A 17,715-nucleotide genomic window follows, 5' to 3' on the forward strand; every position below is an offset into this window, starting at 1 on the left:
ATGAATAACTTACACAAAATAGGATTAGGACTTATGCTTCTCATTCTGGCTGCTTGCCAGAATAAGGAAAAGGCATGTAAGGACCATCACCCTGCCGACAAGCAGGAATTTATAACAGACATACAAGACCGGTTTAATAAAATAAAGGCAACCGAAGGTCTGGTTTCAAAAGACAGCACTGCCACCCTGATCCGGGAGGCACATCTGCATTTCTATCACCACTATCCGGTTTACTACGACTGGTGGTTACAGGATGGAAGCGATGTAAAATGGTTTGACAAAACATTGCCCGAACAAATTTCAGAGCGCTTACAAAAATTGCAGCAGGAAAGCCAAGTCACCGACACGCCGGAAAGTATAACACAGGCTTTATCCGCCTATCTGGATGCCTGTAAAGCAAGAAGGGAACAGCGGCTGGCATCCTTTATTAAAAACACTCCCGAAGTCGTATTTACCAAATTCCGCACACTTCGCCCTTCCTTTTTCGCTTATACGGAAGGTCTGTCGGATGCCCGTGCAGAATGCAACTTCTTTGCTGGTGGCGAGCTGACTTATTTCAAAATGGACGGGATCTGGGCAAAGGAAGAAACATTATTGAAAGATACAGCCGGCGTCTTCCGGGATCCGGATGTTCATTTCGACGGTAAACATATTCTTTTTGCCTGGAAGAAATCCCAAAAGGAGGATGACTTTCACCTCTATGAAATGGAAATGCCGTCGCGGAAACTGAAACAGATCACTTCCGGTCTGGGATTTGCCGATATAGAGCCGATCTATCTGCCCGACGAAAATATCCTGTTCAATTCGACCCGCAACGGAAGTGCAGTGGATTGCTGGACTGTAGAAGTCAGCAACCTCTATCTCTGCGACCGCGAAGGACGTTATATGCGCCAGGTTGGTTTCGACCAGGTACATACATCAAACCCGACACTGCTCGATGACGGACGGGTGGTCTATACCCGCTGGGAATACAATGACCGTGGCCAGGTATTCATGCAACCGCTTTGCCAAATGAATCCGGACGGTACCGGACAAGCGGAATACTATGGCGGGAACAGTTTTTTCCCAACCACACTCACCCACACCCGGCAAATTCCCGGAACACGGAAAGTGATGGCGACAATCCTGGGACATCACACTCCCCAGCATGGCAAACTATGTATCATCGACCCGGAAGCCGGACGTGACGAGAATGAAGGCGTCATGCTGGTTGCCCCTCTCCGGAAACCGGAAGCCTTAAAAATCGACGCTTACGGGCAGTTCGCCGACCAGTTCCAGCATCCTTACCCATTGAATGAAAAGGAGTTTTTAATATCCTATACCCCCTTAGGTTACCATGTAGGTCATCCGATGGAATTCAGTATTTACTGGATGACACCGGACGGTGAACGGGAACTGCTGGTTTCAGACGCCAGCATATCCTGTAACCAACCGGTCTTGCTGTCCGAACGTGAACGTCCTTTCCAGCGCGTAGACAATGTGGACTATACAAAAGATGAAGGTGTCTATTATATGCAAAATATCTACGAAGGCAACGGCTTGAAAGGTGTTCAGCCCGGAACAATCAAAAAACTAAGAATTGTAGAACCCATCTACCGGGTAGCCAGTATCGGTGCAGCTTACGGTTTTGATGCGGGTGGCGGCGGACATGCCTTCTCCCCGGTAGGTGTCGGCAACGCCAGCTGGGATGTAAAACGTATATTGGGAACTGTCGATGTTAATCCCGACGGTTCGGCTTTCTTTAAAGTTCCTTGCCGTACTCCGTTGTATTTCCAGGCATTAGACGAGAACAACCGGGTTGTGCAAACCATGCGTAGCTGGTCGACGCTGCAACCGGGAGAAACGCAAAGTTGCGTAGGCTGCCATGAACATAAAAACACCGTTCCGATAGCCTCGCATCCGGTATCTATGGCGATGAACACAGGTATTCGTGAAATCAAACCGGAAGGTATCGGCGACCGCTGTTTCAGTTATATCAAAGAAGTTCAGCCCATTTGGGACGCTCATTGCATTTCCTGCCACGACGGGGTAAAAAGCAAGCTAAGCCTGAAAGGTGAGTTAAAGGTAGTAGACCAGCAGACGAAGCGTAAATTCTCAGACTCCTACCTGAACCTGACTCATGCCCGTCAAATGACCAGAGATAACGACTCCTGGCAGGGAGACGCTCATCATCCGGAAGTGAACTGGATCAGCAATTTATCGGAGCCGACTTTACTTGCCCCTTATTTTGCCGGTTCCAATACAAGTAATCTGATCAAGCGACTTGAAAACGGGCATGGCGGCTGCAAATTGAGCAAGGAGGAAATGGAAACGATCGCTTTATGGATCGACCTGTGTGTTCCGTTCATCGGAGATTACCGGGAAGCGAATAACTGGACACAGGAAGAAAAAGAGTATTATACTTATTATGAGAAGAAACGGGAAACATCCCGTGCTGCGGAAAAAGAAAATATCCGCCAGTATCTTCAATCGTTAAAAGCTAAGAAGTAATGATCATGAAAATAAACTGGACCTATATAGCCTGTCTCTCCCTGACCATTCTGACCGGATGCAGCGGAGATGATATTTTTGCTCCGGACCATATCTGGAATGCCGGAAAGCAAGGCGGACTCCTGGTGACAAACCGGGATAAAAAAGAAATATACCTCATCGACGCCAATTTCAATAAAACCGGGACAAAAGCGGTATTATCTGCCCCGGCAAACGATCTGGCGGAAACACCCGACCAGCATCTCTGGGTGGTGTGTGACGGTGCAGACGGTTCTCTGTGCGAATTGGACGGAAAAGATTTATCCGTCATATCGGATACCCGATTGGGACATACACCCTCCGCCCTGTTATTCAATAAACGAACTGCATCCTTGTGGACTACGCTGCGTTTCAATAATGAACTTTGGGAAGTTTCTCCGAAAACAAAAGAAGTACTGAACCGAATTCCCGTTGGACGTGAACCGGTAGACCTGGTCTCATTTGCAAACGACAGCATGCTGCTTGTAGCCAATAACCTGCCGGAAATGTCGTCGCTTGCTTATCCGGTCGCCTGTCAGTTGGATATTGTGGATGTGAACCATAAAAAGGTTGTGAAACGATTACAACTCCCGAACGGTTCGACTGATGTAAAAGCCCTGGCAACAGACAGTAAAGGCGACTATGCATATGCCGTCCATTTGCTGGCACGCTACCAGCTCCCGACCAATCAGGTGGATCGTGGATGGATGAGTACCAATGTTCTATCTGTCATCAACCTGCATTCACAGGAAGTGGAAAACACTGTTTTACTGGATACTCCCCAGAAAGGAGCCTCAAATCCCTGGAATGTCGTTGTTTCACCGGACGACAGCAAAATATGGGTGGCAATTTCCGGCACCCACGAACTGGCCTGTATAGACAGAGCGATGTTGCATAACCGTCTGGCACAGGTAAAAGAAGGAGGAAAAGCAACGCCTTCGACAAAAGATTATGCACATATCCGGGATGATGCCGGCTTCTTATACGGTATCCGCGATTTTTACAAGACACAAGGTAAAGGTCCCCGAGCCTTACACGTCACTCCGGATAAAGTATATACGGCAAATTACTACACCGGTGAATTGGTAGCCTTCAACCAAAGTGGAAAAGAGATGGTTTCTTCTTCATTGGGAACTCCTCTCGTTTCCACTCAAAGGCAAAGGCGACATGTATTTCCATGACGCATCGATCGGTTTCCAGGGATGGCAGAGTTGCGCCAGTTGTCATCCGAATGATGCCCGGATGGACGGACTGAACTGGGACCTGCTGAATGATGGAATGGGGAATCCTAAGAACACCAAGACGTTAGTCCTCTCCCATCAGACACCGCCCTGTATGGTTTCCGGAATCCGTAAAGATGCAGAAACCGCAGTTGTTTCGGGAATCAAATATATTTTATTCTCGGCTTCAACCGAAGAAGTGGCTCCGGCTATCGATGCCTATCTGAAATCGTTATCCCCGGTTCCCAGTCCCCGGCTGGTGAACGGCAACCTGTCGGAAGCGGCAAAGAGAGGCAAAGCTCATTTTGAAAAAGATTGTTCTTCCTGCCATTCCGGAACCTACTACACAGATATGAAACAATATAAAGTGAGCTGGACCAACGGACCGGACGAGCATGTCAAAATGGATGTTCCCGCCCTGAACGAAGTATGGAGAACAGCCCCCTATTTATATGACGGACGTGCTTACACAATGCAGGATATGCTGAAAATACATGCTCCGGCAGAAACATTATCCGAAAGCGAACTGAATGACCTGGCAGAATACGTATTATCTTTATAATCAATAAAAGATCATGAGAACCATTATTTATACACTCATTCTTTCCTGTATCTGTTGCCTGGCAACCGTGGCCCAGTGCGGGAATTTTGCCGGAGCAGACTATTCGCAGGGATAGTGTTCATTATGGAAAACAACCGGATCGTCTGGCAGCATAAAGCTCCGGAATCGAATGACATCTGGGTATTACCCAACGGTAACCTGTTATTTTCTACCGGTAAAGGTGTACTGGAAGTCACCCGTCAGAACGACACTGTTTTCCATTATGCTTCCGAAAGTCCGATCTTTGCCTGCCAGCGGTTGAAGAATGGAAATACTTTTATCGGAGAATGTAATGCCGGACGTTTGCTGGAAGTATCTCCCGAAGGAAATATTGTCAGTGATATATGTATTTTACCGGAAGGCATTTCAGACGGGACATTTGCTTTTATGCGCAATGCCCGGAAACTGGATAACGGACATTATCTGGTCGCTCATTACGGCGATGAATGTGTCAAAGAATATGACCGGGCTGGCAAAGTTGTATGGCAGGTAAAAATACCCGGTGGCCCACATTCCGTAATCCGACTGCCGGATGGACACACATTGGTCGCTGTTGCCGATAAGACACAAAATCCCCGCATCGTGGAGCTGGACAAACAAGGTAAAACCGTTTGGGAAATATCCAACAAGGATATTCCCGGTAAACCGTTGAAGTTTCTGGGAGGTATGCAATATTTCCCGGACGGACGCTTGTTGTTTACCAATTGGGTAGGACATGTCAACCCTGAACAACGGAACCATCTGTTTCTTGTAGACAGGGAGAAAAATATTCTTTGTACAGTAGAGAACCGGGAAGGAATACAAACCATGTCATCTGTATTCAGCCTCGATGAAAACGGGAAATCGTACCATTAAAATACATAAAAAAATAGGCAGTCATCACTTACTGATAACCGCCTGTTTTTTATGTGATCGGGCTGGGATTCGAACCCAGGACCCACAGCTTAGAAGGCTGTTGCTCTATCCAGCTGAGCTACCTGACCATCCTTATTTGCGGTGCAAAGGTAGCATTAATATTTATATTTGCAAACAGGAAAGTCTTTTTTTTCATCAGAAAGGATATCCTACTGCAAAATGCCAGGCAAAATTATTCTTTAAATTAGGATTCAGAATAGCCCACCGGTCTTTTCCACGTACCTGTGGATTATAGGCTTTCATACCTGTATCAAAACGAATCAGGAAGAAATCGAAATCCAGACGCAATCCCAAACCGTAAGACACAGCTATCTCCTTATAGAAACGGGAAAAATCGAAGTTTCCATTTTTATGATCCTTATCCGGCTTCATCATCCAGACATTTCCTGCATCGACGTAAGCCGCCAGTTCAAATTTCCAGAACATCTTGGTCCGGTATTCCAGATTCAAGTCCAAACGGATATCCCCAACCTGGTCGGCAAACGATGTAACGGAGTCTGCCAACATTCCTCCTGGCCCCAATGACCGGACAGACCATCCGCGGACGCTGTTCGCCCCACCGGAGAAATAACGCCGTTCAAAAGGCAGCATCCTCGCATTTCCATAAGGATAACCGACACCTACTCCCACATGAAATGCGATCTTATTACGACTATCCAATACATAACTTTTGCTGAAATCAACATCCCCCTTTACAAACTGTGAATAGTTAATTCCAAACAGATTATACAATCCGTCCTTGTCTTTCTTTGCATTCGTTATCTTGGAAAACGCATACAACAAGTTACCGGCCATCTCGAAAGACACACGCAAAGAGTGTGTATTCCTCAAACGGTTCTGAGGATTATAATTCGTAAATGAATAGGTATAACCGGAACCAACGACAAACTGGTCCGTAAAATTATATATCCGGGTAGAGTTAGGCAGACTCTCTTCAAAATCATGATCGATCTTCGGCAAATGCACATAATCGATATCCAGCAATTTAAATACATGCCGTGCTTGTGTATTCGAGCGTTCCTGCCAGATATAACTCCATCCGCCGGAAAGGATCGCACGTCTGTACTCCGGACGTGTCTGAATACCGTAGCTGACTTTCAACTCCGTAGAAGCACGCACTCTTCGTTTAAAACTTTCATTGACAAAGGGAAACAGAAAACGAGGAAACAGAACAGACGCCTCCGCTCCTAACTCCCAATAGCTGCCGCCCGCCGAACTCTTAGATAAGGCCTCATAGGCTCCACGCACTTTCGTTGATAAAATTTCCGAACCTCTGAACAGATTCCTGTGCTGATAATTCACACTGGAGGCAAAACCGAAATCTCCGGCCGAGTTCGTTCCTTCCAGATCAACACCAAAACCTTGTAGCTTTGCCGGAGAAGTCAGGATGGTACAATTCAACATCATCGTGTCGCGTTCTTCCACTTCCGTAAAACGTATATTTACATTCCTCAATGCGCGGAGAGCAGCAAACGAAGAGTAAGTTTGTTCAACAGCCCGTTCATTGAATAACCTGCCGGGAGTTATATAAGTACTTCTACGTAAAACATTTGGGCGGATAGTTCTACCATTCTCTCCGTAGAGAATCTGTAAATCTCCTGCTTTCACCGTATCGGCAGAAGCAAACGATAAATCACTCTGCGTCTGATTCAGCGGATCATAATCTGTCACAATCGTTACATCTTTGATATAATATTGACGATGCAGGGTATCGACAACAGAACCGTCCGGCTTTAATTTACGGTAAGGTTTAAGAACCATATCCAAATCCACAATATTTCTATTGTAGGAACTATCAGCCAGATAAGCCAGGTAATCACGATTAAATGCATAATATCCTCTTCTACGGAGCAATGTCGTGATGCGTTGCCGCTCCTTATCCAGTATATCCCTGTCAAACAGGGAACTGTCTTTCACCAAAGAGGTATAGTCTTCCGGATATACCCGAAAAGCCGAAGAGGCAGCCGAGCGCTTGGGTGCTTTCAGATGGGCAATACTGTCAATCTTCGAATCATCCAGTTCCATCGTATAATTATGTATCCGGTAAGGCTCATTCGAATCAATCTTATAAATGACAACCGCCTTCTTCTGCCGCGAAGTATCTATCTCGGCCGAGACCTCCGCATTCACGTATCCTTTATTGATAAAGAACCGCCTCAACTCATCCGTCGATTGCTCCACCAATGTAGTATCCAGAATAACAGGCGGCTCCCCAATCCGACGGAGCTGCTTGCTAAGCCAACGTTTTTCATTCCGGCCCGACCAGTCATAAACAAAAAGCTGCCATTTCATCAACCCGAACACTTTAAAGTTCGGTTGCTGTCTGAGATATGGCTTCAACTCATTTGTTCTATAAGATTTATTATCGGAGACAATCTCTACTTTATCCAGCAGATATTCACCGTCACCGACATATTTCGTCGTACTACAGGCGGCCAGTATCCAAACAAGGCATATGAAATATAGTATATGGAGGATTCCCTTCATTATTCGAGCTTTTACGCAGGCAAATGTAGCTGAAATTATTCAGAAAGCCAACTAGTCAATACAAGATACAATAAAGGGGATGCCTTTTTCAATAAAAAAATGGCGGCCATTAATAATATGACCGCCATTCAGTTACAAATATCTATGAAGATTTATATTGTATCCACAATTACTTAACCTCCATTTTCTCCGAACATACCTGTGTTACACTTTCGGCTTTGACGATATAAATGCCGGGAACCAAGTCTTTGACATAGACCGTCTGCATATTCAGATTATCCAAATAACGCAAACGCTGTCCGGAGACGCTATAGACGGAGATCCGGGTAAGCGGATCAACCGATGAAACCACAATCTGACCGTTTCCATTGGCATAACATACAATCTCGTTGCGAGCAATCACCTCGTTCGACGTAGCGATCGAGCCATTCAGGAAGTAGCGTCCGGAAGTATTGCCGGAGACAGTCAGGGTCAAACCGTCAGTCACCGGATAGACCTTGCCACTCTGCTTGTCTACGAATGTAACATTCTGCATATCTCCCGACAGCTTGAAACTCAGCTCTACCGGAGAAGCATCTTTACCATAGATGCCGACCGGAATATCTTTGAGTTCCGGTGTCACGTTGATAGCTGTCATCTGATTACCGGCAAGTGTATAAACTTGCGGAGCGGCGACTTCCTCATTGATCAGCAAGGCTGCATCTTCACCTTCTATATAGCTGTCTGATGCTGTAACAAGACCTGCCACAAGCGCTGTGTTATGTACACCACCACGGCTGGCAGTGATACGCAATTGAGGCAATGTCTTTTCTGATGCCGCAGCAGTAGCAGAACGCAAGCCGACTTTCTTTCCTGAAGTGGGGGCTTTGGCTATCATATCAGTAGTAAATACAGCATTTTTCAAATCATTTTTAATAAATGATTGAAGAGGAGCTACATAGTTTGGATCGTCACTTTCTGTGGATAATTTATACTCGTCACCTGCAATATTGGTTATCGTAGTATTGCCACTCATAATATAATATGTATTATTTGTTGAATGGTTAGCATCGAAGAACTTTTTCATATCCAAATGCGACATAAACGGATTACCCAACATACCAGTTGTTGTAACATTCAAACTTGTTGTATCGGGACTAAAATAAAAACGTCCATTACCCTGTCGATTTTTACTAGTTATATTCTTTTCATCTTCGCTTGTCTTATTGTCGTTTTCATAATAATGATATAATACATCAGCTTTAGGCAAACGGAATAATACACTCTCCTTTTCAAGCTTCGATGACGCCTTTGTTCCGATAGAAAATCCGGAACCCGAAACAAACGGAACATCTACATCATTATACAAATTCGACCAATTGGCTAATTCTCCATAATTAACTTCATCTTTCGGATAAATAACTTTTACAGAAGTACTATTCCACCCACGCATATAAACAGCAGGTTCCCAACGAGTATAATCTGTTGTATTATATTTGATATCTTCAAATGCAGGAGTCTCTTGCCGTGCATATTTACCGATACCATTATTACCTGTCGGCAAATACATATCTCCCGAAACAACACCTTTCAAAGGTGAAGCAAGCATATACCAACGGTTCGGATCCGTTTCGTAGTCTACATGAGCTTTGTTGTAGGTCAGGTATTCCGTATGCAGGATTTCCGATTCGGGTTTGATATAAATTTCATCGCAGGTGTTACCGTAGAAACGGACACAAGAGTAGGAATGGCCTTGTTTTTTATCCGGATTCTCAAAATTAATACCTTCTCCGAACAACTCCTGTTCATAATCTGGATCGGCCAACAAGTCATATTCGATATTCTTGGTGGCAGAACCGATAGTTGCATCCATGTTTGTCGGAGCCATATCCAACAAGACAGTCGGATCTGTTCCCCGTTTACTCAATTTGTACAAATGGGGATAGGCAGCATAAGCATTGCCATCAATAGCATAATTGCCATCCTTGTCTTTTGCTTTACCATAAATTGTCACTTTCGTGAAACGCATTGGGGTGTAGGCTTCTGGATGTGTGCCATTGGCCTCGGCTCCTTCCTTATCGCCCGACATATAAAGTTCTGCATTTTTAGAACGTCTCCAATGTTTCAAATCGTCGTTGTTCCAGTTGTGCATGCCGTTTTCGCTTCCCACCCAAGTCACGTATTCGGGAACGATTTTAAGGGTGAGTTTCATAGAACCTCTATGAACTACAACTCCGTTTCCGTTTCCATCTTTTACAGCGTATGGTATTTCAACCATATACCAGAAACCTTCACGGAAACCTTCTTTCGGTTTAACAGCCAAGTCTTCAAATTTGATTTTGAAATAGTTTTTATCCCATTTCGGTTTAGCATCCGTAGCTACATATTCATCTCCAAAACCGTCCAATGTAGCAACTTCCTTATTAACTAAACCATCTCTCCTTTCTTGATCCGAAGTTTCGCAAACCATTATTTTACTATTCTCCGTATCTACAACAAACCTTTCATCTACTGCTGATTTACGGATATGAACAGGGATACGCAATGTTCCCTGATTTGCCTGCATATCCTGTATTTGGATTAAGCCAAGACGTACAGAACGGACAGGAGAACCGTCTTCCGGATCTTTATCAGGCTGAGGATCTTTAGGTTCTTCAGGTGTATCGGGATCATCCGGATCGTCAGGATCGGGTACATCGGGATCACCCGGATCGATAGTCGGAGGTGTACCACCTAAATCAAATTGAACTGGTTTTGAACAATACAATGTTTCTTTTATAGGTTGCCCATTAGCCATTTGATTTTCTTGTGCCCGAATAACAACAGATTGATATCCCAAATTCATTGTATATTCAAAACTAGACTCACCTAATATAAGCCTCCATTCTTTCTCCTTATTGTTATCATCCTTTATTCCATACTTTTCATCCAACAAACGCTTAATAGCTTCTTTATCTGCAACACTGTTTTCTTTCGTAAGTTCACTCAATGCATCTTGAATTGAATAAGAACCTCCATTAGGCAAAACTATCATACCCTTTGCTGTAAACTCATCAAGTGTCCCCAAGAACCAATTGAATTTAGCATCTTTCAACTCCAAAAAATCATTTGCTTCTATACTCTCTTTATACCAAAATTTTCCGGTTATAGTATAAGTTTCATTAACTACAGCATCCTCTGGTTTAATAACCTCCGTTTGTCCATGCGTTATCTCATAATTACTATTTGAAATAGTCAATTGGAAAGGATTACCAATCAGGGCACACTGATTATCTGTAATATCTAAATCACTTTCTGTCAAAGGATTTGTAGACAGTCGAGCAATATAATCTACTCCAGGTTCTAATTCTCTATCTTCTATATCAAGATAAACCGGAGCTGATGCTATCTTTGGATTAGGAAGATCCTTGTTTAACTCATAATCAAATGTTTGAGTCCACACCATATCTTCCAATTTAGTAGAAACATAGGAAGTACGATAGTTCTGTTTACCACTAGCTCTTAAATTAGTATAGTTTATTTGTATTGGTTTACTTTTATCACTTTCCTTATAAACCGAATAATAAATACTTGTAAAATAATCAATAGCATCATCAGGCTTATCTTTAAGATAATCTTGTAATAACTGTGGTAAATCCTCCTTTTTCACACGCTGATTTAACGGAACTTTTTCTCCTTTTTTTAATCCCAACACGTCTAATGCACGATTATAATCTGTCACAAATCGCAGCGTATTAATATCGGTTTCACACAGATCTCCTGCCTTAACAAGATCTACCTGCGGCTTCGTTTTGAAGATACGAATGTCATCGATAGCGTAGTCAGCACCGTCGGTGTGAGGTTCGTTGTTTTGGATTTCAAGGTGGAAATTTGTATATCCATCCAAACTTTTGTCAATAACAAAAGAATAACAAAGTTGTTGCCATTGCATAAGGTATGTATTAAAATCTCCACTTTTGCCATAATCCGTTAGTGCATCTCCAGAAGTAAACCTATGAAGAATAACCTCCTTTCCATCTCCATCTTTAGCTTTAAAAATCAAATTTAAATTTGGAGCTAAAGGCAACACATTTCCTGTAACATTATTTGATGAATATCCTGGACGTGTCATATCTGCTAACCAAGCCGTTACAGTAATTTCCGTATCTGAACAAATGTCACTTATAGGAACATCAACCAATGTTCCAGGATCATCTGACGCATCTATATAATAAAAATAACCATATTCGTTTTTACCAGATTCTTTTGCTATAGCATGAGTTCTATCATAAAACTCAAACTCCTTCTTTTGATAATAAGGATTCAATGCCGGAACCCAAACATAACATTTATTAAAATCCAATTTATCTGTATTCGCAAAAACAATAGGAGATTGCGTAAAGCCTGTTGAATAATTAGGGACATTGGCACTCCTATATAACCCATATACATTTTGAAGGGATAATTGAGAGAATTTGCCTTGTGTATAGGTACCCGCAGGTCGTTCCAAAGAAGATATATTTTTATTCATAAACCCATAGGAAGTCTGCGCTAAATCATAGGTTCCAAAAGGGTTTACAGACATATTATTTTCCCTTGTTAATTCTGTCTTGACATCATCTTGATCAAAATCAACATTTCCAATCTCTACATATTTAGATTTATTATATCTAGGCCATCGATCTATATTTGCTTCTTTATCTGCTATCTCTGTCTCTAACTTAAAACCTACATTTTTCTTTGGAGAAAAATTAAACTCAGCTACTTCCTTAGAATGAGTTCCTGTTTCATCTACAACTATTACACTTACATTAATTACTCCTCCATCATAATACCCTGTTTCTTTACCACCTTCTTCATAAGGAATTCTTTGAACTTGTTGGGAAGATATAGTAGCATTTCTTGTTACGAGTTTAAAATCATGATAATCTGTATCTTTTCCTTTTACTTGATATTGAAATTTTTTCCCTTGATATTGTTCACTTCCTTCCATCCAAAAATAATTTTCAGGAGCAGATGGCATCAAAAAGTTTATAGACTTACTCTCCGCTGGATAATCTATATCAAAAACATCCTTTTCTTTATTTATACAATCCTTTGCTGATTTTATTTCATAAATAAAACGTTTCAACAATGTTGGTTCATTATATGTACCTTTGATATCATTATCGCTTCCTGATAAATCCAAACTTCCATTATTATAAACACTAACATCACAATATACCCTATCTCCACCTTTATAATCAGCAGGTAAAATATATTCTATTGTGGACACATCCATGCCACATCCTCCCAAGTTTAAATCTTTTCTTAATCTATTAGACCAAATCAATCCCTTCTCATCTTTAACTTTACAAAAAACATTACTAGATGAATACGTTGCATTTGGATCTGAATTAATAAGTCCCCCTCCACGAGCAGCAGCTTCTTTGTTTGAAAAGATCCTTTGTTTATAAGAAATATCACCTTCCCCTTCAATATACCAATGGACAAACCAATTATATCGTGGATCATTATCAGATCCTTGATTAATTGTCAATTCTGGAATACTTAGTTCTCGCTTATCTGATACATAAATAGTTTTAATAGAAAAAAAAACCTCATCATGATTATCCGAATGAATCAATTCGATCGTCGGTCTGTCAACATCCGTCTGCCCCCAAGCCATCCAGCCCCCGCCGGTTAGCAGGGCTAACGACAAGAGTAGCATCCGGAGCCACCTGTCATATTTTATTTTATTTCGTTTCATTGTATTCTAATTTTGTTGTTATATCTGTTGTTTTTATATTTTGAACGGCTTAATAAGTAAGCCGAAATCTACTTACTAAGTAGACCCTACCTCTACTTAGTAAGCAGATGAGCGTCTACTTATCGAGTAGATGGACATCTATGGGTCGAGTAGACGAGCGTCTACGGGTCGAGTAAATTTTGCAGGCCTCGATAACCTGCAAAATCTCGCTTAAGGTTGCGATTGGGCCTGCTCGAATATCTCCGCAAAATTCAACGTAACGGGGAAAACGGATATCGTCCGAACGCCGCTGGTCGCTTTCAACTTAAAGGTAAGTGGGCCTGTTGCATTTATGGCATAACCGGCCATACGTCCTGTTATAGTTGTACCGGCTAATTGCAAGTCCTCTATCAACCATTCTGGATTTTCAATACTTCTATCAATAGACCATTGAATATTTTCCGGTACTGGTGTCCCTTCATTCAACGATTTCAATTCTATAATTTCTATCGTAAACGGACCGCCACCATACAGCGTACCATTCAAACCCTCCAGCTTGGATGTTAATACGGGATAACCACCGATCGGCGGATTTTCTCCTTTCAACGTCAAAGTCAAGCTGTAGCCACAAACCCACAAGTTCAGGTTCCAGATATGATTGCGTTTGACTTCCGTGTTTTCAGTAAACCTTATTCCGCTATGCATACCAGAACCATGATAAACATTGTCCTGGCTTGTTGTTTTAAAATCAAGTTTAAAGCCATTTTGCATACTGGATTCAAATACATACATCCAACCGGAGGTATATTCATCCAGCTTATCCCCCATCGGTTGCAGCGTTTTTGTCTCCGCAGGTAAAAAATCCACATCACCTTTTCCAGACCAATCCTTGATAGATCCTCCCAACAAAAGTGTTTTATTATTGAAAGAACCCAACGTAAGACCATCCAACTTCAACCCGTGGTTTGTCGCATTAGTGACCTTCACCTGCAAACGACTCACTAAACGGGTAAGTTCGATTCTTTTCTTTACCGAAGAAGAAACCTCCCACGTCTCAGCGTAACTCATCGGAAGATAAACTTTTTTTTGCTTCGGGTCAAAACCACCTTCAGGCCAGGAGACCTCTTCCGGCAGCTTCGGTATCTCATCACCTTCTTCTGCTGCGATAACAGCATTTAGCATCTCATTCTTCAGCGACTCCCAATTGGCAAAGGCATAAATCCGTTTCGTACCTTGGGGCAACCGGAACTCTTCGGAAGTCCAACTTGTCAGTTCACCCTCTTTAGCCTTCTCATCATTCGTTAAATCGGGCAAAAACTTCTTCTCAATCTTTTGGGTAGAATTATTGACAATCAGCACGGCCAGTGAATGAATCTGTTCACCCGACAAAGCATTATCGTCTTTCTTTTCTACCTCCTCACCTTCGTCAGCTTTCGTTTGCAGCGGGGACATAACATCCGCTATGCCCACTTGCAAATCCACCTCCACCATTTCGGGAAGGTCCAGGTCGCCGGAGCCACCCTTCTCGCCACTCACACAACCGAGGCGAGAAAAGCAAGCAGGCAGACAACCGCTGACAGGTTCCTATATGGATTCAATCGACCTTTCATAATGTCATCTCCTCATTTCCAAGTGTCAAGTCTTCCAAACGAACAATCCAGTCGTCAACGATCACCTCAAGACAATGTGCCCGTCCGCCGACAATGTCGACGTATGCTGTGATGACATACTCGTCTTGCCGATCCAGATACTCCTGCCCCGGTAGTTTATGAGAAGCGATCTGTGTCAATTTCAGGAGTTCCGTGAGACTGACGTTGATAAACGGCGTCTCCTCGCTCGCATAACGGATACGAAGCGTGCCGGTGTTGTTGTCGATCAAACGAAGCGTATTCAATTCCGTGCAGACAGCCTCATACTTAACCGTTTCGCTGCCGGAGGCTTTCACTTCCTCTACTTGTTGCAGATAAGGCAACCAGGTGATCCGCGTAGGAGAAACCGGTTCATTGTGCGCATCAAGATCGCCGTTTGTAGTAGTAACAGCAAAGTCGAATGCATCCGACGTCAGTTTCGTTCCCCGGTTGGCATCGATCAGTATGAAACGGATCTTATTGGTATTCTTTACCAATGGGAACTCGGTATCGGTAGTACCTCCGATAGGTATCGTATATTCCAGTTCCCCTTGAAAAAGACCGGACAATTCGCGGTCGACACGATTTTCCACCATTTGTACCGACATACGGAAGTCATCGATAGAAGAACCGGGGGCCGGTTCCGTCCACGTATAATCCTGAGCGTTCAAACCGGCCCAAGCCAACAGGCGGTAATCGCCCGGGTCAAGTTCGCTCAGATCCACTTCGTTCTTTTTTAACTCTTCCCCCTCGATCAGGCGAGATGAAAGAAACTTGCCTTCAGCACTATAAATATACAAACGAACATTTTTTGCTGCCTCCTGATTCTCCATTTCATAGGCAAATGCATCGGCATGTTTGATATTATGCCGGTAAACAAAACGGAGTGTATGCCGGCAAAGAGGCAATTCATCATGGATATAATCGCATGAGGCCAACCCGGCCAGGCACAACAATACCAGTACCGGGAAAAAGATATATTTTGTTGTTATTGATTTCATCGTTCTCTTATTTTAACGGTTAGAAATAAAACGTTTCAGGGTCGATTATCAACCAAGGCTTCACAACCACCTCGATCTGGATAAGCGGATCGGTATCGGGATCATCTGGGTCATCAGGTCCAGGAGGTGTTGGATCGTCAGGATCGTCCGGGTCGTCAGGACCAGGAGGCGTCGGGTCGTCAGGATCGTCAGGATCATCCGGGCCAGGAGGAGTCGGATCGACAGGTTCCGGATCAAACGGTGGTTCGTAAGGAATATCCTTTCCCAAACCGTAAATATCACTGATGCGCAGCTTATAAACATTGTTGCGCACAATAGCATACTCCATAATCCCCTTTGAAGGGTCGTTGTTGTTAGAATGACGAATCCAATGAGTATAATAGCAAACTCCGTCAGCATACGTATGTAGTCCGTAACGCGCCAACAATCGGCGAGTGTCCTTACCATTCAGATTTATAGTCGGTATGCTGTTCGTACCCAGCGAGTACCCAAAAGTGACATACATATAATTATTCCAGGACAACAGGGAGGCTTCAGCTTCGGTCAAACGATCGGTTGCCGTTTTACCTTTTGCCTTCCGGGTAAGAAAACGACAGTAACCCACCGGATCGTTTTCCTTTAACACCTTTGTCAACTTCTCGACATCGCCCCAAGTCTTACCGGCAAAATCATAGCCGACCACATTTGTACCGTTGCCTGCAAAGGCAGCCATTGCAGCTTCCGCTGAACCATATATCACGCCATTGAATGCAAAGAAAGTAAAAGGCGCACCATCCAAGCCCGTCCGTTCGACCGCTTTACCGGAAACCGGATCATAAACAATGCATTTCTTAGGTCCATAGGAAGCTTTAAATACGACTCCCGTATTGATATAAGGCGATTGTTCCGCCTTGGCCACCGCATTTTCTTTCGTGTACCCCACCCGGTACCAGTCACCCACACGTTCACCCAAACCAGGAGCAAACTTCCAGTTGGATACTGATGTACCGTAGCTCGTTAAATAATTTTCGTAAAGCGAAGCAAGCGGTTGTCCGGAACCGGAAGGCTGTTCCGGATTAAAAACACGACGATCCACATTTGCCAGCGTCTTCTTGCGACTCCACGGATCCAGCACGTAGTTGGTCTGGTGATCGCCCCATTCAGGCAATTCCAAGCCGAGGTATTCAAGCGTACTTTCCGCACCGTACGAGCCATCCGATGCCGCACCTATCACTCGTTTGAGCATATAGGAACCGGCATCCAGCTTGTTTACAATCAAGGCTCCGGTAATGGAAACCTGGGCCTCGCCAGCTGTCTTGTCCGTCACATCATAATATTTGTGTACCAATTGATAATCGATACGTGCCGCATGACGTTCCACCTCGACTGTGGCCGAAGCCGGATTATCGATCGTATTCTCACCACAGATATACACTTGTGTGTCCAAGTGACCATCCGAAGCCATCACAAAACGAGAATATTTTCCTCCATTCTCCGTCCAGGCGCGCTTTTGCAAATAGTCACGCACACCGCCAAGCGTCATTCCCTGAAGCTGCGAACGTATGTTGTCGGTGTTAGTTATAACCCAATGTCATCAATTTAAGAAAAAATACCCTTAAAACGAAAAAAGCCATTGGAAATATCAAAGAAAGAATTACTTTAAAGTTACCACACAACAAGTAATCCATGA

Annotated in this window: 9 protein-coding genes and 1 tRNA gene; 4 read left to right on the forward strand and 6 right to left on the reverse strand. The window is 43.5% G+C overall.

Annotation, left to right across the window (positions count from 1 at the left end; genetic code table 11):
• The 4 genes from DXA15_RS13035 to DXA15_RS13045 all read left to right on the forward strand — a co-directional run bounded on the left by DXA15_RS13035 (position 1) and on the right by DXA15_RS13045 (position 5,184).
• Entirely contained in the window at positions 1-2,490 is a 2,490-nt protein-coding gene (locus tag DXA15_RS13035; RefSeq protein ID WP_128134320.1) for a hypothetical protein, read from the forward strand.
• A 5-nt stretch (positions 2,491-2,495) separates the two neighbouring features.
• Entirely contained in the window at positions 2,496-3,689 is a 1,194-nt protein-coding gene (locus tag DXA15_RS26500) for a hypothetical protein (RefSeq protein WP_233567252.1), read from the forward strand.
• Positions 3,676-4,290, forward strand: a complete 615-nt coding sequence (locus tag DXA15_RS26505; protein ID WP_233567253.1) for a cytochrome c — start codon at positions 3,676-3,678, stop codon at positions 4,288-4,290. Before DXA15_RS26500 ends, DXA15_RS26505 begins: the two co-directional genes overlap by 14 nt.
• Positions 4,291-4,413: 123 nt before the next feature.
• Entirely contained in the window at positions 4,414-5,184 is a 771-nt protein-coding gene (locus DXA15_RS13045; RefSeq protein ID WP_233567254.1) for an aryl-sulfate sulfotransferase, read from the forward strand.
• Positions 5,185-5,238: 54 nt separating this feature from the next.
• On the opposite strand, the gene DXA15_RS13050 is transcribed toward DXA15_RS13045, so the two are convergent.
• The 6 genes from DXA15_RS13050 to DXA15_RS13075 all read right to left on the reverse strand — a co-directional run bounded on the left by DXA15_RS13050 (position 5,239) and on the right by DXA15_RS13075 (position 17,568).
• Positions 5,239-5,312, reverse strand: a tRNA-Arg gene (locus tag DXA15_RS13050).
• A gap of 67 nt (positions 5,313-5,379) precedes the next feature.
• Positions 5,380-7,731 carry a BamA/TamA family outer membrane protein gene (locus tag DXA15_RS13055; protein WP_128134321.1) on the reverse strand — a complete coding sequence of 784 codons (2,352 nt, stop codon included), beginning with the start codon at positions 7,729-7,731 and terminating at the stop codon, positions 5,380-5,382.
• Between the two features lie 169 nt (positions 7,732-7,900).
• Positions 7,901-13,438, reverse strand: coding sequence for a T9SS type A sorting domain-containing protein (locus DXA15_RS13060; RefSeq protein WP_128134322.1), 5,538 nt, complete (start codon positions 13,436-13,438; stop codon positions 7,901-7,903).
• A 210-nt stretch (positions 13,439-13,648) separates the two neighbouring features.
• On the reverse strand, positions 13,649-14,953 hold the full coding sequence (locus tag DXA15_RS13065; RefSeq protein WP_233567255.1) for a hypothetical protein: 1,305 nt from the start codon (positions 14,951-14,953) through the stop codon (positions 13,649-13,651).
• Between the two features lie 70 nt (positions 14,954-15,023).
• A complete protein-coding gene (locus DXA15_RS13070) occupies positions 15,024-16,046 on the reverse strand; it encodes a FimB/Mfa2 family fimbrial subunit (protein WP_128134323.1) in 1,023 nt (340 codons plus the stop codon).
• A 19-nt stretch (positions 16,047-16,065) separates the two neighbouring features.
• Positions 16,066-17,568 (reverse strand): fimbria major subunit, encoded by a 1,503-nt coding sequence (locus DXA15_RS13075; protein WP_233567256.1) that lies wholly within the window; start codon positions 17,566-17,568, stop codon positions 16,066-16,068.
• Positions 17,569-17,715 lie beyond the last annotated feature (147 nt).

The organism is Parabacteroides sp. AM58-2XD (assembly GCF_003463685.1).
GTDB lineage: Bacteria > Bacteroidota > Bacteroidia > Bacteroidales > Tannerellaceae > Parabacteroides > Parabacteroides segnis.

Coding starts and splice junctions, on each gene's coding strand:
- DXA15_RS13075 (WP_233567256.1), bottom strand. CDS start 17,568: ATGACGCTTGGCGGTGTGCGTGACTATTTGCAAAAGCGCGCCTGGACG.
- DXA15_RS13035 (WP_128134320.1), top strand. CDS start 1: ATGAATAACTTACACAAAATAGGATTAGGACTTATGCTTCTCATTCTG.
- DXA15_RS26500 (WP_233567252.1), top strand. CDS start 2,496: ATGAAAATAAACTGGACCTATATAGCCTGTCTCTCCCTGACCATTCTG.
- DXA15_RS13060 (WP_128134322.1), bottom strand. CDS start 13,438: ATGAAACGAAATAAAATAAAATATGACAGGTGGCTCCGGATGCTACTC.
- DXA15_RS13070 (WP_128134323.1), bottom strand. CDS start 16,046: ATGAAATCAATAACAACAAAATATATCTTTTTCCCGGTACTGGTATTG.
- DXA15_RS13045 (WP_233567254.1), top strand. CDS start 4,414: ATGGAAAACAACCGGATCGTCTGGCAGCATAAAGCTCCGGAATCGAAT.
- DXA15_RS13055 (WP_128134321.1), bottom strand. CDS start 7,731: ATGAAGGGAATCCTCCATATACTATATTTCATATGCCTTGTTTGGATA.
- DXA15_RS26505 (WP_233567253.1), top strand. CDS start 3,676: ATGTATTTCCATGACGCATCGATCGGTTTCCAGGGATGGCAGAGTTGC.